The sequence below is a fragment of the Streptomyces sp. JN8 genome, assembly GCF_055808075.1.
This window is the reverse complement of the sequence record NZ_CM147852.1, coordinates 4,220,028-4,235,811: the sequence shown is the minus strand read 5'-3', so window position 1 is coordinate 4,235,811 and position 15,784 is coordinate 4,220,028. Positions and strand designations below refer to the sequence as shown.

General features: G+C 70.2%; 13 protein-coding genes. 6 read left to right on the top strand and 7 right to left on the bottom strand.

Annotated elements, in window-relative coordinates:
- Nucleotides 1–2 precede the first annotated feature (2 nt).
- The 6 genes from yidC (at nucleotide 3) to ACY0MR_RS18575 (ending at nucleotide 5,880) form a co-directional block, all read left to right on the top strand.
- A complete protein-coding gene (gene yidC, locus ACY0MR_RS18600) occupies nucleotides 3–1,328 on the top strand; it encodes a membrane protein insertase YidC (protein WP_473554178.1) in 1,326 nt (441 codons plus the stop codon).
- A gap of 29 nt (nucleotides 1,329–1,357) precedes the next feature.
- Entirely contained in the window at nucleotides 1,358–1,867 is a 510-nt protein-coding gene (locus ACY0MR_RS18595; protein ID WP_030321234.1) for a Jag family protein, read from the top strand.
- A gap of 117 nt (nucleotides 1,868–1,984) precedes the next feature.
- Nucleotides 1,985–2,701: a 16S rRNA (guanine(527)-N(7))-methyltransferase RsmG gene (gene rsmG, locus ACY0MR_RS18590; RefSeq protein WP_361847499.1), complete on the top strand. Its 717-nt coding sequence runs from the start codon at nucleotides 1,985–1,987 to the stop codon at nucleotides 2,699–2,701.
- A gap of 236 nt (nucleotides 2,702–2,937) precedes the next feature.
- Nucleotides 2,938–4,014, top strand: a complete 1,077-nt coding sequence (locus ACY0MR_RS18585; RefSeq protein WP_078944828.1) for a ParA family protein — start codon at nucleotides 2,938–2,940, stop codon at nucleotides 4,012–4,014.
- Entirely contained in the window at nucleotides 4,011–5,102 is a 1,092-nt protein-coding gene (locus tag ACY0MR_RS18580) for a ParB/RepB/Spo0J family partition protein (protein WP_392866896.1), read from the top strand. Before ACY0MR_RS18585 ends, ACY0MR_RS18580 begins: the two co-directional genes overlap by 4 nt.
- A 160-nt stretch (nucleotides 5,103–5,262) precedes the next feature.
- The gene (locus ACY0MR_RS18575; RefSeq protein ID WP_361847506.1) at nucleotides 5,263–5,880 is read left to right on the top strand and encodes a GNAT family N-acetyltransferase; all 618 of its coding nucleotides are present in this window, start codon (nucleotides 5,263–5,265) and stop codon (nucleotides 5,878–5,880) included.
- 119 nt (nucleotides 5,881–5,999) lie between these two features.
- On the opposite strand, the gene trxA is transcribed toward ACY0MR_RS18575, so the two are convergent.
- The 7 genes from trxA to ACY0MR_RS18540 form a co-directional block, all read right to left on the bottom strand.
- The gene (gene trxA, locus ACY0MR_RS18570) at nucleotides 6,000–6,332 is read right to left on the bottom strand and encodes a thioredoxin (protein ID WP_148003348.1); all 333 of its coding nucleotides are present in this window, start codon (nucleotides 6,330–6,332) and stop codon (nucleotides 6,000–6,002) included.
- 46 nt (nucleotides 6,333–6,378) lie between these two features.
- Nucleotides 6,379–7,344, bottom strand: coding sequence for a thioredoxin-disulfide reductase (trxB, locus tag ACY0MR_RS18565; protein WP_388807161.1), 966 nt, complete (start codon nucleotides 7,342–7,344; stop codon nucleotides 6,379–6,381).
- A 138-nt stretch (nucleotides 7,345–7,482) separates the two neighbouring features.
- Nucleotides 7,483–8,442 (bottom strand): anti-sigma factor, encoded by a 960-nt coding sequence (locus ACY0MR_RS18560; protein ID WP_473554173.1) that lies wholly within the window; start codon nucleotides 8,440–8,442, stop codon nucleotides 7,483–7,485.
- Entirely contained in the window at nucleotides 8,439–9,143 is a 705-nt protein-coding gene (sigM, locus tag ACY0MR_RS18555; protein ID WP_473554170.1) for an RNA polymerase sigma factor SigM, read from the bottom strand. Before sigM ends, ACY0MR_RS18560 begins: the two co-directional genes overlap by 4 nt.
- Nucleotides 9,144–9,168: 25 nt before the next feature.
- A complete protein-coding gene (locus ACY0MR_RS18550; protein ID WP_451059254.1) occupies nucleotides 9,169–10,857 on the bottom strand; it encodes a protein kinase family protein in 1,689 nt (562 codons plus the stop codon).
- Between the two features lie 118 nt (nucleotides 10,858–10,975).
- Nucleotides 10,976–13,228: a murein biosynthesis integral membrane protein MurJ gene (gene murJ, locus ACY0MR_RS18545; protein ID WP_388807153.1), complete on the bottom strand. Its 2,253-nt coding sequence runs from the start codon at nucleotides 13,226–13,228 to the stop codon at nucleotides 10,976–10,978.
- Nucleotides 13,229–13,273: 45 nt separating this feature from the next.
- Nucleotides 13,274–15,655 (bottom strand): DUF6049 family protein, encoded by a 2,382-nt coding sequence (locus tag ACY0MR_RS18540; RefSeq protein WP_473554166.1) that lies wholly within the window; start codon nucleotides 15,653–15,655, stop codon nucleotides 13,274–13,276.
- Between the last annotated feature and the right edge of the window lie 129 nt (nucleotides 15,656–15,784).

The following is a 15,784-nucleotide window of genomic DNA, read 5'->3' as shown; positions in this document are numbered from 1 at the left end:
TAGTGGACACGATTGCCAGTCTGTTCAGCTTCATCACCACACCTGTCTCATGGGTGATCGTCCAGTTCCACAAGGTGTACGGGGCGATCTTCGGCCCTGACACGGGCTGGGCCTGGGGCCTGTCCATCGTGTCCCTCGTGGTGCTGATCCGTATCTGCCTGATCCCGCTGTTCGTCAAGCAGATCAAGTCGACCCGGAACATGCAGGCGCTCCAGCCGAAGATGAAGGCGATCCAGGAGCGCTACAAGAGCGACAAGCAGCGTCAGTCCGAAGAGATGATGAAGCTGTACAAGGAGACGGGTACCAACCCGCTCTCCTCGTGCCTTCCCATCCTGGCGCAGTCGCCGTTCTTCTTCGCCCTCTACCACGTGCTCTCCAGCATCGCCTCGGGCAAGACCATCGGCGTCATCGACGACCAGCTGCTCGCGAGCGCCCGGCAGGCCCACATCTTCGGTGCCCCGCTGGCGTCGAAGTTCACGGACTCCGCCGCCGAGGTCGCCGCGCTCGACGCCTCGCTGACCTCGGTCCGCATCGTCACCGCCATCATGATCATCCTGATGTCGGCCTCGCAGTTCTTCACCCAGCGCCAGCTGATGATGAAGAACGTCGACCTCTCGGTGAAGACCCCGTACATGCAGCAGCAGAAGATGCTCATGTACATCTTCCCGGTGATCTTCGCCGTCATGGGCATCAACTTCCCCGTCGGTGTCCTCGTCTACTGGCTGACCACCAACGTGTGGACCATGGGCCAGCAGATGTACGTGATCAACCAGAACCCGACCCCGGGCAGCAAGGCGCAGGACTCCTACCTCCAGCGCCTGCTGAAGAGCATCACGCAGCACGGTGAGGTCCGCGGCCGTCGCCGGAAGACGATCGTCAAGGTCATCGTCGCCAAGGGCAGCGACCGCAACGAGAACGAGCGCCGCTTCTTCGCGGGCCTGACCAAGGCCGGCTTCGCCGCCCAGGCCGACGGCACCGTGATCAAGGGCGACATGATCGTCGCCGACGCCGAGGGCGGCGCCGCCGCCAAGCGTCAGCAGCCCAAGCGCCAGACCAAGGCCCAGCGCCAGGCCGCCGCGGCTCAGCACACCACGGCGAAGGACTCCGAGGACGCTTCCGAGTCGGCCGCCGACGAGGCGCCGGTCACCTCGCTCGAGAAGAAGCCCCAGGGTTCGACCAAGGCCGGTGCCAAGGAAGAGCCGAAGGGCGAGGCCCAGGGCGACAAGCCCGCGCGCCCCCGTGCCAACTCCGGAGGGGCCCGCCAGCAGGGCAAGTCCGGTCAGCGCAAGGGCCAGCAGCGGCCCAAGCACCCGTCCTCCAAGAAGTAAGCCTCGCCGAAGCAAGAAGGAGTCCATCCGTGACGGAAGGCACCACCTCCGCCGCCGCCGAGGGTGGCGACACCCTGACCCGCCTGGAGCAGGAGGGTGAGATCGCGGCCGACTACCTCGAAGGCCTGCTCGACATCGCCGATCTCGACGGCGACATCGACATGGACGTCGAGGCGGACCGCGCCGCGGTCTCGATCATCAGCGACTCGGCGCGCGAGCTGCAGAAGCTCGTGGGTCGCGACGGTGAGGTCCTGGAGGCCCTCCAGGAGCTGACCCGGCTGGCCGTGCACCGCGAGACCGGTGACCGCAGCCGTCTGATGCTCGACATCGCGGGGTTCCGCGCCAAGAAGCGCGCCGAGCTCGCCGAGCTGGGCGCCAAGGCCGCGGGCGAGGTGAAGTCCACCGGCCAGCCGGTCAAGCTGGACCCGATGACGCCGTTCGAGCGCAAGGTCGTGCACGACGCGATCGCCGCCGCCGGTCTGCGCAGCGAGTCCGAGGGCGAGGAGCCGCAGCGCTTCGTCGTCGTTCTCCCGGCCTGAACCCTCACGTAGTCTCGGCCCCGTCTGTTCGCAGGCGGGGCCGATCTTTGTCAGCCTGATAGTCAGCCACCACAGCGCGCCCGCAGACGATGCGTGCGGTACGGAAGGACGGTTCCCGTGACGGAGGAAGCGCAGCTCCCCGAGGCTCCGGAGCAGGCGCGGACAGTCTTCGGCGAGTACTTCCCGGAGGCCGTGCGGTATGCGGAGCTCCTCGCGGACGCGGGTGTGAAGCGCGGTCTGATCGGCCCGCGTGAGGTGCCGCGGCTGTGGGAGCGCCACCTGCTGAACTGTGCCGTCCTCTCCGAGGTCGTCCCCGAGGGCGTCACCGTCTGCGACGTGGGCTCCGGCGCCGGCCTTCCCGGCATCCCGTTGGCCCTGGTCCGGCCCGACCTGAAGATCACGCTTCTGGAGCCGCTCCTCCGCCGGACGAACTTCCTCCAGGAGGTCGTCGAGCTGCTCGGCCTCGACCACGTGACCGTGGTCCGCGGGCGCGCGGAGGAGATGCTCGGCAAGATCACTCCGGTGCACGTGGTGACGGCCCGCGCGGTGGCGCCCCTCGACCGGCTGGCCGGCTGGGGCGTCCCCCTGCTGCGTCCGTACGGAGAGATGCTGGCGCTCAAGGGCGACACCGCGGAGGAGGAGATCAACGGCGCACGTGCCGCGCTCTCCCGCCTCGGCGTCGTGGAGACCTCTGTGATGCAGGTGGGCGAGGGGATCGTCGATCCACTGTCCACGGTCGTCCGGGTGGAGGTCGGGGAGAGCCCGGGCGGTGTGCGGTTCGCCGCCAAGCGGGCCAAGGCCGCTAGGACCAGCAAGACCCGCCGACGCCGCTGAGCGTCGCATTCGTACCATTTCGGAGTGTCGAACGGTCCCGGCTCAGGAGCAGGGGCATGGTGTTTCACGTGAAACGTCGCTCACTGCTGCAGGGAATCATCAGCCGCGGTCGCGCGGCTGCCACGCCCCGGGACCGTCGACCTCGCGTGAACCCACCCGCGAGGGTGACAGGGATGTCCACAGAGGTGGATTCACCCACAGAACCACCGGCCTCGCTGGTTCACGACCCCGAAAGCATGGCAGGCTCTCCCCATCGCGAGCCTGAAGCCGAGGAGAGTGAATCCTTGCGGTCCGACGCCAACATCGCGGGACCGATGACCGATCCGGTCCCCGGTCCCCGAACCGAATCGGTGGGGGAGGATGTTTCACGTGAAACACCGCCCCCGATGGACGACACCCCCATTGGTCGTGCTGCCCAGCTGGCAGTAGAGGCCCTGGGTCGTGCCGGTGAGGGACTTCCCCGCCCGGCGCAGACTCGCGTGATGGTGGTCGCCAACCAGAAGGGCGGCGTGGGCAAGACGACCACGACGGTCAACCTTGCCGCGTCCCTCGCCCTTCACGGGGCCCGAGTCCTGGTCATCGACCTCGACCCGCAGGGCAACGCCTCCACGGCGCTCGGCATCGACCACCACGCCGAGGTCCCCTCGATCTACGACGTCCTCGTGGACAGCAGGCCCCTCTCCGAGGTCGTGCAGCCGGTCATGGACGTCGAGGGCCTGTTCTGCGCCCCCGCGACCATCGACCTCGCCGGCGCGGAGATCGAGCTGGTGTCGCTCGTGGCCCGTGAGAGCCGCCTCCAGCGCGCGATCCAGGCCTACGAGCAGCCGCTCGACTACATCCTGATCGACTGCCCGCCCTCGCTCGGTCTCCTCACGGTCAATGCCATGGTGGCCGGAGCCGAGGTGCTGATCCCGATCCAGTGCGAGTACTACGCACTGGAGGGGCTCGGCCAGCTCCTGCGGAACGTAGACCTGGTCCGGGGGCACCTCAACCCGGCACTCCATGTCTCGACGATCCTGCTCACCATGTACGACGGCCGGACGAGGCTCGCCTCGCAGGTCGCCGACGAGGTGCGCACCCACTTCGCCGAGGAGGTGCTGCGGACCAGCATCCCGCGGTCCGTCCGCATCTCGGAGGCGCCGAGCTACGGGCAGACGGTCCTCACCTACGACCCGGGCTCCAGCGGCGCCCTGTCGTATCTCGAAGCGGCCCGAGAGATCGCCCTGCGGGGGGCGGCCGTGCACTACGACCCGCAGCACGCCCATGTCGGGCACCAGAACCACCAGCGCAGCATGTCGGAGGGGATCCAGTGAGTGAGCGACGTAGGGGATTGGGGCGTGGGCTCGGTGCGCTGATCCCCGCTGCTCCCCAGGAACGGCAGTCGCCGTCGAGCGGCGTGGGCGTGGCCTCGCCCGGTTCGGCCGCCGGCATCCCGTCGGATCGAGGGGTGGCGGCTGCGAAGCTGGCATCGCTCCCGCAGAGCACCCCGTCACCGGAGTCGGCGCCCTCATGGAACGCCGCCGAGCCGGTGGTCCGGCCGGAGCCCCCGGCTGGTGCCTACTTCACCGAGCTTCCGCTCGACTCCATCGTTCCCAACCGGCACCAGCCCCGTGAGGTCTTCGACGAGGACGCCCTGGCGGAGCTCGTCGTCTCCATCAAGGAGGTCGGCCTCCTCCAGCCCGTGGTCGTGCGCAAGACCGACGGCGAGGGCTATGAGCTGGTCATGGGCGAGCGGCGTCTCCGGGCGTCCAAGGAAGCGGGCCTGGAGCGGATCCCGGCGATCGTCCGGGACACCGACGACGAGAAGATGCTCCTGGACGCGCTCCTGGAGAACCTCCACCGCGCCCAGCTGAACGCGATCGAAGAGGCCCACGCCTACGAGCAGCTGCTCAAGGACTTCGGCTGCACGCACGATCAGCTCGCGGAGCGGATCGGGCGCTCCCGTCCGCAGATCTCCAACACGCTGCGTCTGCTGCGGCTGTCGCCGCCGGTGCAGCGGCGGGTCGCGGCCGGAGTGCTCTCCGCCGGCCACGCGCGGGCGCTGCTCGGTGTGGACGACCCGGAGGCCCAGGACAAGCTGGCGTACCGGATCGTCTCCGAGGGTCTGTCGGTGCGGACCGTCGAGGAGATGGTCAGCCTCATGGGTTCCGAGGAGCCCGGTGCGGTCAAGCCGACGAAGCCGCGCGCCGGTGGCCGGGTGTCGCCCGCGCTCTCGGATCTCGCCTCGCGTCTTTCGGACCGCTTCGAGACCCGGGTGAAGGTCGACCTCGGTCAGAAGAAGGGCAAGATCGTCGTCGAGTTCGCCTCGGTGGAGGATCTGGACCGCATCCTGGCGACGCTGGCCCCCGGCGAGGGCCGGGTCATGGACCAGCACCACGCCGAGAAGGGGGCGGAGGGCTGAGGCCTTCCGCTGACGCAGGACGCTGAGGGCGGGCCGTGCTCCGGTTTCACCGGAATGCGGTCCGCCCTTTGCCTGTGAGCGGTGTCGTCCGGATCGGCCGATGGATACGATTCCAAGAGGCGTATCCGTGATCGATTCGCGAGGGAAGTGAGGCGCGGCCGTGGGGCGTCGGCTCGTACCGCTCACGCTGGACAACCTTCCGGATCTGCCCACGAGGTGTCGCTCCTGTGTCTTCTGGGAGCTCGATCCCGTCAGCGGGGAAGCCGCGGTGAAAGCGGGTCGGGCGGAGCCGGAGAAGGAGGCCTGGATCTCCGGGGTCCTCCTGGAGTGGGGTTCCTGCGGCAGGGTGGTCTATGTCGACGACGTGCCGGTCGGCTACGTGCTCTACGCTCCCCCGGCCTATGTGCCGCGTTCCACCGCCTTTCCCACGAGCCCGGTCGCGGCCGATGCGGTGCAGCTGATGACGGCCTGGATCATGCCGGGGTACCAGGGTCAGGGGCTCGGGCGGATGGTCGTGCAGACGGTGGCCAAGGATCTGCTGCGGCGGGGCTTCAAGGCCATCGAGGCGTTCGGGGACGCCCGGTGGAAGGAGCCGGCCTGTGTGCTTCCCGCCGAGCATCTGCTGGCGGTGGGCTTCAAGACGGTACGACCCCACCCGGCCTACCCCAGGATGCGACTGGAGCTCAGGACGACGCTCTCCTGGAAGGAGGACGTCGAGATGGCGCTCGACCGGCTTCTCGGCGCGGTCCAGAAGGATCCGGTCCTCCGCCCTCTGTAGCGTCGGTCTCGGAGTGCGGGTCAGGGCCACGCGAACGGCCCGCCCCCTTCCGGGGGCGGGCCGTTCGTTGTTTCACGTGAAACGCTGCTTCGGTTTCACGTGAAACGGAAGCGGGAGCATCAGGCCTTGGTCGGCTCGACGAAGCCCTCGAGGTCACGCAGGATGGCCGCCTTCGGCTTGGCACCGACGATCGTCTTCACGACCTCGCCGCCCTGGTAGACGTTCAGGGTCGGGATGGACATGACGCCGTACTTGGCAGCCGTGGCCGGGTTCTGGTCGATGTTGAGCTTCACGATCTCGATCTCGCCGTGCTCGGCGGCGATGGCCTCGAGCGACGGGGCGATCTGGCGGCACGGGCCGCACCACTCGGCCCAGAAGTCCACCAGGACAGGCTTGTTGCTCTTGAGGACGTCCTCTTCGAAGGAAGCGTCGGTCACAGTCTTCAGGGCCACAGCGGCCTCCTTGATCTCGCGGGGTGTGGGGTGGGGAGAGACGGGGTCAGACCGCGGGGGTCTCGGCCAGCTTCTCGCTGTCGGCGAGGGCGGCCAGGAATCGCTCGGCGTCCAGCGCGGCGGAGCAGCCGGTGCCGGCGGCCGTGATGGCCTGACGGTAGGTGTGGTCGACGACATCGCCGGCGCCGAAGACACCCGTGAGGTTGGTGCGCGTCGACGGGGCGGAGACCTTGAGGTAGCCCTCCTCGTCGAGCTCCAGCTGGCCCTTGAAGAGCTCGGTCCGCGGGTCGTGGCCGACCGCGATGAAGAGGCCGGTGACGGGCAGCTGGCGGGTCTCGCCGGTCTTCGTGTCGCGGAGGGTCACACCGCTGAGCTTCTGCTCGCCGTGGATCTCGGTGACCTCGCTGTCCCAGGCGAAGGAGATCTTCGGGTCGGCGAAGGCACGCTCCTGCATGGCCTTCGAGGCACGCAGGCTGTCCCGGCGGTGGACGATGGTGACCGTCTTGGCGAAGCGCGAGAGGAAGGTCGCCTCCTCGATCGCGGTGTCGCCACCGCCGACGACGGCGATGTCCTGGTCCTTGAAGAAGAACCCGTCGCAGGTGGCGCACCACGAGACACCGCGACCGGAGAGAGTGTCCTCGTTGGGGAGGCCCAGCTTGCGGTGCTGCGAGCCGGTGGTGACGATGACGGCCTTGGCGCGGTGCACGGTGCCGGCGGTGTCGGTGACGGTCTTGATCTCACCCGTGAGGTCCACGGAGATGATGTCGTCGGGGACGAGCTCGGCACCGAAGCGCTCGGCCTGCGCCCGCATGTTGTCCATGAGGTCCGGGCCCATGATGCCGTCGCGGAAGCCCGGGAAGTTCTCGACCTCGGTCGTGTTCATGAGCGCGCCACCGGCGGTGACGGCGCCCTCGAAGACCAGGGGGTTCAGCGACGCTCGGGCGGTGTAGAGCGCAGCGGTGTACCCCGCGGGCCCGGAGCCGATGATGATCACGTTACGGACGTCGCTCACGGGTTTCTTCCTCGTCTCTGCAGACTGCCACTGCCTACGGGGCGGTTGTCTCGGTCACTCTCACCCCACCCAACGGATCCTAAGGGGAGTACATTCCCGAAACCGCCGCGCGGCGCCGCTGCGGGACGGAGAGAGGGGTCAGGAGCGAGGGTACGTCTCGCTGAACAGCAGATCAGCGGCCGGGCTTCCGCTCCCGGTGGTCTGCTTCGCACAGGAGGCATCGAGGACGTAGGCCTGGACCCTCTTGCTGTCCGCGGGGTCGCTGAGGACCAGGAGATAGGCCGGCTTCCCCTGGTACTCGCCCCGCTCGTGCTGCAGCACCGCGTCGGAGCGGCCGGTCCCGGCCACGACGCAGCCGGGGACGGCGCCGTCGCTGTGCCGCTGGGGCGCGGTGCTCCGGCCTTCGGCGGACATCGACTCCGGGGTGATGCCGCGGGGCGTGATGGCGGAGTCGCCCTCGGCCAGGAGAGCGCGGACGCGGTCCTCCACCGGAGATCCGGAGAAGGGGGTCAGTGCCGCGCCGGCGGCGGTGTCGGCCTTCTTGGTGTCGCCCGCCTGGACTCCGGCGGTCACGTCGGCCGACTGGGTGAGATAGAGGCTTGTGCCGAGGACGACGGCTCCGAAGGCGGCGCCGAGCGTCGACAGCAGGGCGATACGGCGACGCCGGGGCTTCCCGGCCCGCCCGGGGCCGGTGGCGGCACCGGAGCGGCCGGCGGGGCGGTCCGCGGCCCGGCCGGAGGAGCGGTCGGGCGGAGAAGAGGCGCCCGAGGACGTCGGCTCGGAGGTGTCGGGCGTCGTTTCACGTGAAACGACGGAGTCGCTCTCCGGCGTGGTGGCGTTGAGGAGGGCCTCGGCGGCGAGGGCGGCATTGATCCGCCCCGCGATCTCCGCGGGCATGCGGGGCGGCCCGGGAAGGGTGCCAAGAAGTCCGCGGATCTCCTCCAGGGAGGTGCGTACATCGGCGCAGAGGGGGCACGCGTCCAGATGCAGGCGGACCGCGGCCGAGCGGGTCGGTGAGAGGAGCCCCTCGGTCAGATCGGAGATCTCCGAGACGTCCGGGTGCTGTGTGGTGTTGGCCTTGTCGGCCGTGGAAGTCACGTGCGCCCACCTCCGCCCTTCACAGCAGCTGGATCAGTCGTTCCGGTGTCCGTCGGCCCCGGCACCGGTGGGACGGATGTCCCCGGCGTCCGGTTCCTTCCCCCGCCGGGGGCTTCGGTACCCACGGATTCGCCGCGCAGATGAGTGACCATCGGAAGCAGTCGTGCCCGCCCGCGGGCGCAGCGGCTCTTCACGGTGCCGGTGGGAACGCCGAGGATACGGGCCGCCTCCGCGACGGGGTATCCCTGCATGTCGACCAGGACGAGGGCGGCGCGCTGATCGGCGGGGATCGACGCGAGCGCGGCGAGGACCTCACGGTGGACGTCCCCCCGCTCCACGGGCGCCTCCGCTGATTCGTGGGGCTCCAGGAGCTGCTCGAAGCGGTCGTTGTCGTCGACGGGCGAGGTCTTGCGCGACGCCGCCTTGCGGAGGCGGTCGAGGCAGGCGTTCACCGTGATGCGGTGGAGCCATGTCGTGACGGCCGACTGACCGCGGAAGGTATGGGCGGCCCGGAAGGCCGACAGCAGGGCGTCCTGGACGGCGTCAGCGGCCTCCTCGCGGTCCCCCAGGGTGCGCAGGGCCACCGCCCAGAGCCGGTCGCGGTGACGCCGCACGAGCTCACCGAAGGCGTCTGGATCGCCGGCCACATGGCGAGCCAGGAGTTCCTGGTCGTCCGTGGCGTCGTCTATCGGTTGGTCCAACGGTGAGCCCCCTCCCCTGCGGTCGTCAGCCCATGATCTTGATTTCGCTCAGCTTGCCCCGGTAGCCCCCGTCGTTGGAAGGGAGCTTCGTCAGCCACACGAGAACGTAGCGGGTGGTGACGGGCTTGGAGAGCTTGAGGGGAACCTGGCTGCCCGTGCCGGACACCTGCGTCGTGTAGCCGTCGGGGCTGCCCGGCTCCGATGTCGCGTCGGCGGGCGCCGTGCGCAGTTCCACCGCGGTGTCGCCCACGAAGGAGAGGTCGACCGTGCTGATCTTCTGTGCCTTGCCCAGGTCGAGCACGAGGCCCACGCCGGACTTCAGATTGGCGAAGTCGGCGCCGAAGTAGTTCTCGGTGTACCAGTACGTGCTGGGGTCGCCGTCGAAGGCCAGGTCTATGGCCTGGGGCTTCTCGGAGCCGTTCCCCAGCGGGTCGAAGTCGTGGGCCGACGCGATGGCGACCGGCTTGAGGGGCGCCGGCTTCTCGTCGGTCGTCGTCTGCGGGACCGGGGTTTCCTTCCGCGGGGAGTCCGGTGCGAGGAGCCGGTCCGCGATCTGCCAGCTGCCGAGGCCCAGGGCGGCGATCAGCAGGGCCGAGACGGCCCACTTCAGCGCCTTGCCGGTACGGCTCTGCAGCGGGGGCGGCGGGACGATCAGCGGCTGGGTGGCCGCGGGGTGCGCCGGGGGACGCCCGTAGGTGCCCTGCTGGTACGTCGTGCGCTGGTACTCGGGCGGGGCGGTGAACTCGGGCTCCGGGGGCTTCACGCGGGGCATGGCGGCCACCGCCTTGGCCAGCTCGTCCGGAGTGGTGCAGGGCGGCTCCTGTCGGGACGCGGTGGCCCCGTCGTTCGCGAGGGCGCGCATGGCGATCTCGGACAGGCCCCGGTGCACACCGGCGCGGACCTGGTCGGGCGGGAGCAGGCCGACGCCCTTGGGCAGGCCGGAGAGGCCGTAGGCGTCGCTGTCGTATGGCCAGCGCTGGGTGAGAGCGGCGTACAGGAGCGCGCCGATGGCCTCGGTGTCGTTGCGCTGCGGACGATCGGCGGTGATGCCGCGCAGGGCGGCGTTCACGGCGAGACCGCGGATCCGGTACTGGCCGGTGGAGCTGCGCAGGACGGCGCTCGGCGTGAGCCGGAGGTGGGCGAGGCCTTCGCGGTGGGCGGCGGCCATGGCCTGGGAGACCTGGCTGACGAGCTGGTAGGCGTCGTGCGGCTCCAGCGGGCCGGCCGCGAGCAGCGCGGTCAGCTCGGTGGAGTCGGGCAGCCACTCGTGCACGACGTACACGAGGTCGTTCTCCTCGACGGCGTCGAGGACCTGCACGAAGCGGGGGTCGCCGAGGAGCGCCGAGGCCCGGGCCGAGGCCAGGACCGAGCGGGCCCTGGGGTGGTCCGCGGGCAGCAGGTGGACCCCCACGGCACGCCGCAGTTTCTCGTCGACGGCTCGCCAGCTGCTGAATCCGTCCAGACGGGTGACGCACTCCTCCAGCCGGTAGCGCCTGGCCAGCTTGTGGCCGCTGTGCAGCTCCGGAGCCGTGAGGGAGGCCTGCTCGCCGTTCTGTCGTTCGACCGCCTTCTTCTCCGTGGCCTCGGCGGGCTGTTCCGCCGTCTTCTGCTTGTCCGCCACCCCGTCGGTCGCGGCCGTGTCCGCCTTGGCGGTCAGCGGGTCGTCACCGCTGTTGTCGGCCACGTCGACGGCAGCCGTGCTACGTTCCGCCACCGTCGTTCCTGCCTCCCCATCCATTGCGCCACATCCAACAGCCAAGCCAATTGTGCCCACAGTCGGACGCTATGCACGACACGCGGTTCCCCCCGATGGTTGTGCCGGCCCGACGGGTTCAGCGTCCCAGGCGTCCGCGGACCATGCCGACCAGGGTGTTCAGTTCGGCGATCCGCATCCGCTTGGCCGCGACGAAGAAGACTCCGAGGAGTACCGCACCGCCGACGATCAGGGCGACGAGCGAGCCCAACGCGCCTTCGCCGAGCAGCTTCAGCAGGCCGAATCCGACGGCGCCGGCGACGATCGCGGCGGGTACGGAGGCCATGCAGAGGCGGGCGTAGGTCCGCATCACGTGGGTGCCGTCCAGATCGCCCCCCAGCCGCTTGCGGAGGCGGCGCCAGGCGATGCCGACGCCGACGGCGTAGGCCAGGCCGTAGGAGGCGGCCATGCCGACGACGGCCCACTGGGCGGGCAGGACGACGTAACAGATCGCGGAGGCGGCCGCGTTGACGGCGGCGACGATGACCGTGTTGTAGAAGGGCGTCCGGGTGTCCTCGTAGGCGTAGAAGCCGCGGAGCACGACGTACTGGACGGAGTAGGGGATCAGGCCGAGGCCGAAGGCCATCAGGATGAAGCCCATGCCCTGGGCGGCCTCGACGCCGCTGGAGGCGTAGAGCAGGGTGCACATCGGGACGCCGAGCGCCAGGAAGGCGAAGGAGACCGGAACGATCGCGACCGCCGAGTTGCGCAGCCCCTGCGAGATGTCGTCCCGGACGGCGCCGGGGTCGTCGTCGTGGGCGGCACGGGAGATCCGCGGCAGCAGCGCGGCCATGACGGAGACCGTGATGATGGCCTGCGGCATGCCCCAGATCAGCTGGGCGTTGGAGTAGGCGAGGAAGCCGGCGCCGTTCTTGCCCGACTCCTCACCGGCCGCGGTCGCGAGCTGGGTGACGACCAGGACGCCCGCCTGGTTGGCGAGGACGAAGAGGACGGTCCACTTGGCGAGCTTGACCGTCTTGCCGAGCCCGTGGCCCTTCCAGTCGAAGCGGGGCCGGAAGCGGAAGCCGGTCTCCCGGAGGTACGGGATCATCGCCAGGGCCTGGACGACCAGGCCGAGCAGGGTGCCGATGCCGAGCAGGCGGATGCCCTCGTCGGGAATGGTCTGGACGCCCATGTGGGACTCGGCGGAGGTGCCGTAGACCCAGATGAACAGACCGAAGGTGACGATCATGACGATGTTGTTGAGGACCGGGGTCCACATCATCGCGCCGAACTTGCCGCGGGCGTTCAGGATCTGACCCATCACCACGTGCACGCCCATGAAGAAGATCGTGGGCAGGCAGTAGCGGGCGAACGTCACGGCCACGCTGTTGGCCGCGGCGTCGTCGGCGATGGTGTTCGACATCAGCCGGATGAGCAGGGGGGCCGCGAAGACGGCCAGGACCACGATCGCGCCGAGCGCCACCATCACCAGGGTGAGCAGGCGGTTGGCGTAGGCCTCGCCGCCGTCCTCGTCGTTCTTCATCGAGCGGACGAGCTGCGGGACGAAGACCGAGTTGAGGCCGCCGCCGACGGTGAGGATGTAGATCATCGTCGGCAGGGTGTAGGCGATGGTGAAGGTGTCGCCGAGCAGGGCGGCACCCAGCGCGCCGGTGATCACCAGGCTGCGGACGAAGCCGGTGAGCCGGGAGACCAGGGTGCCGGCGGCCATCACCGCGCTCGACTTCAGCAGCCCCGAGGCGCGGCCGGACTTCTTGGGGGCGGGCGCGGGCATGGGATCCGGCTCCGGGGCGGGCGGGGGCACCTGGCCGGGGGCCTGCTGGTCCCGGTAGAGGTGCGCGAAGGCGTCCGGCTCGGGCTCCTCCTCGCCGGCCCGGGTCACCAGGTCGTCGACGCCGGTGAACTGGACGGTGCGCGCGTCGTCGCCGTACGGCAGGTGCCGGGAGGGGCCCTCGGGCTCCGGGGCGGGGGTCTGCGCCCACACCCGGGGGTCGGGGGCGTGGTGGGGAGCGGCCGGCTGCTGGTAGAGCGGCTGCGGCTCGGGGTACGTGCCGGGCGGGGGCGGCGGGTGCGCGGCGCGGTCGTAGAGCGCCTCGGTCACCGGGTCCTGCGCGGACAGGTCCTGGGCCCGGTACGGGTCATGGGTGAAGGCGTCCTGGACGTAGGGGTCCTGGGCGTAGGGGTTCTGCTGGTAACCGTCCTGGGCGTAGCCGCCCTGCGGGTGCGGGGCGTATCCCTGCGGGCCGGCATCACCGGGCGGCGGGGGCGGCACCGGCGGGTGGCCGGAGCCGGGGGACGCCGCGGGCGTCCCACCGGACGGCGGGGTGCCGCCCGCACCCTGCCCGCGGTCACCGTCGTACGGCGCGTTCATGGTTACCCCACCTCATCGTCCCCGGCCGACCGGCCACGACATCGCTCAACGGTCCACCTTCTCACCCGGGCCCGACGGGTCGCCGCTTTCGGACCCGGTGTCCGCTGTCGGGTCACTCGGCTGCTCGGGTTCGTCCGCGGCGGACTCCGCCGCGGACGCTCCGGGCTCCTGCGGCGTGTCCGCCCCGGATTCCGGCCGCGGTCCCGGCTCCAACGGCTCGGTGCCCGCCTCCGCCGCCAGGGCCTCGGCCTCGGCGTTCCGCGCGGCGACCCGCTTGCGCTGGCTGTACATCCGCACGCCGGCCAGGACGAGGAGGAGGACGCCTCCGGCGATCACGAGCATCACCGTGGCGGTGATCTCGGAGACCTTCACGGTGAAGGTCATCGGCTGGCCGTAGGGGGTGCCGTCCTCGGTGTAGAGCTGGGCCGTCATCGGCACCTGGCCGTTGACGTTGGCCGAGGCCGAGAACTTCACCGACTGGCTGTGGCCGCCGCTGATCTTCACGGGCAGCTCTTTGTACGGCTCGCCGTTCAGGTTGAGACGGTTCTTGTTGCCGGAGGTGAGCCGCAGCACCAGGTGCACGTCCTGCAGCAGCTTGTTCTGGACGGTCACGGGGATCGTCGCGCTGCGGCCGGAGAGGGTGAGGTCGGACTTGTCGACCAGCTGAACGCCCTCGGTGAGCGTCTGCAGGTACTCCAGCACGTTGATCCGGTACAGCGCGGCGGCCCGGGCCTGGCCCCGCCACGAGGTCGACATCTCGCGGTTGATCGCGTTGGTGAAGGGCGGCACCACCCGGTACTGGGCGGTGAGGATGACCTTGAAGTCGTCCATCTCGTCGCGGGTGGTCTTCATGTCGCGGAAGGCCTGGACCGGCAGCTCGCTGTCGCGGAGCTTCTTCGGGTACCGGGAGCCGGCGGGCACCGCGGTGGAGGCGTCGGGGTCCGGCTTGGCCGCGGCGGCCGCCAGGAGGTCGCTCGGCTGGCTCCAGCGCTTGGCGGCGAGCCCCCGCAGGGCGGTGGCCATGGTCTGCGCCTGCGCGACGGTCGGCACCCGCTGCGGGGCGACCACGATGCTGCGCTGGTCCTCCGGCTGCTCCAGGGTGACCGCGAGGGACTGGGCGAGGAACTTCTGGACCGCGCGGGTCGAGTTCTCCGACCGGACCATGTCCCCCTCGAAGGCCGTGGACAGGAGCGCGTCGCTCACCACGGCGGTGGTGCCGTTGCTGAAGGGGCGGGCCGCGGTCGGCGTGTAGGCGAGGTCGTCGCGGACGCTGTCGCTGCGGGCGATCACCTTGTCGGCGCCGGCCGAGGTCGCGACCGCCAGGATGGAGGGGTCGACGGCCCCGTCGACGGGCCACGCGAAGTCGGTCGCGGGCTGCACGTGGAGGATGGTCTCGACCGTCGTCCCCGCGAGCGCCGTCGCCGACTGGAGGTGCCCCAGGGAGCCGGGGACGTCCTTGCCGCGGTGGGCGAGGGACGCGAGATCGGGGTCGGCGAAGGGCAGGGCGACGACCTTGTGGCCCTGGACGGCCTTCTCCAGCGCGTCCAGCCAGCGCTCGGCGATCTCCTGGTTCGTGCCGGGGACGTGCAGGGTGCCGTCCTTGACCCGGTAGCCGTTCGCCATGGCGTCCACGGAGGCCAGCAGGTCCGGGTCGACCACCCAGGTCACAGGGAGGTCCTTGCCCAGCGAGACGAGCTCGTCGAGGCGCCCGCCGGGCTTGAGCTCGGCGGCGAGGGCGTCGTCCTCGAAGACCGGCGTCTGCTGGTCGTCGTTCGCCGTCTCGGCCGACACGTGGGCCGAGGAGATCAGCGGCCAGAGATAGGTGAGCTGGGTCCGCTTCTCGGTCGCCTCCGGCTGGTACGGGAGGAAGGTGCGCTCGATCCCGAGGACCCGGTCGTAGCGGCGGTCCGAGGTCTGCCCGGTGAGCGAGACCCCCAGCTGGTACACGCCGGCCTCGTCGAGCCCGAGGTCGGACACCGGCACCGAGAGGGAGAAGTCCGCCGTGAGTCCGGGACCCAGCCGCGGGATCTTGACGGTGGGAGCGTCGTCGAGGGGGGCGGGGTCGCTGTAGCTCCGGTAGCCCGTCCGCTCCGAGACCTGCTCGATCTCGCTGCGGCTGGTCATCTGCGGTCCGACCCGCAGATCCACTTCCGCGTCGGTCACCGTCTTCTTGCTCCGGTTCGTCACCGAGCCGGAGATCGTGACGGTGTCTCCCTCGACGGGAGCGCTCGGCGTCAGCGTGTCGAGCGACACATCGACCGTCTTCGAGCCGCCGGTGTCGTCGGCGGCGAAGGCCGGGGAGTCCGTGGCCGGTGCCTGGAGGAGACCGGCGAGGAGCGGCGCCCCGAAGGCGACGACGATCGTGCGCCGCAGCCACCGGCGGGCAGGTGAGGGACCGGTCCCCTGGATGTCTGCCGCCTCGGCCACGCGTTCGCCCGTCCTCGTCGTTGTCTCTGGTGTCAGTGGGGTGGGTGGTTCCCGGTTGCTGTGTCCAGGCATGGTAACGAGGCACGCTGGGAGCAAGTGCCGGGGACTGCTCCAGGCGATCTTCGACGG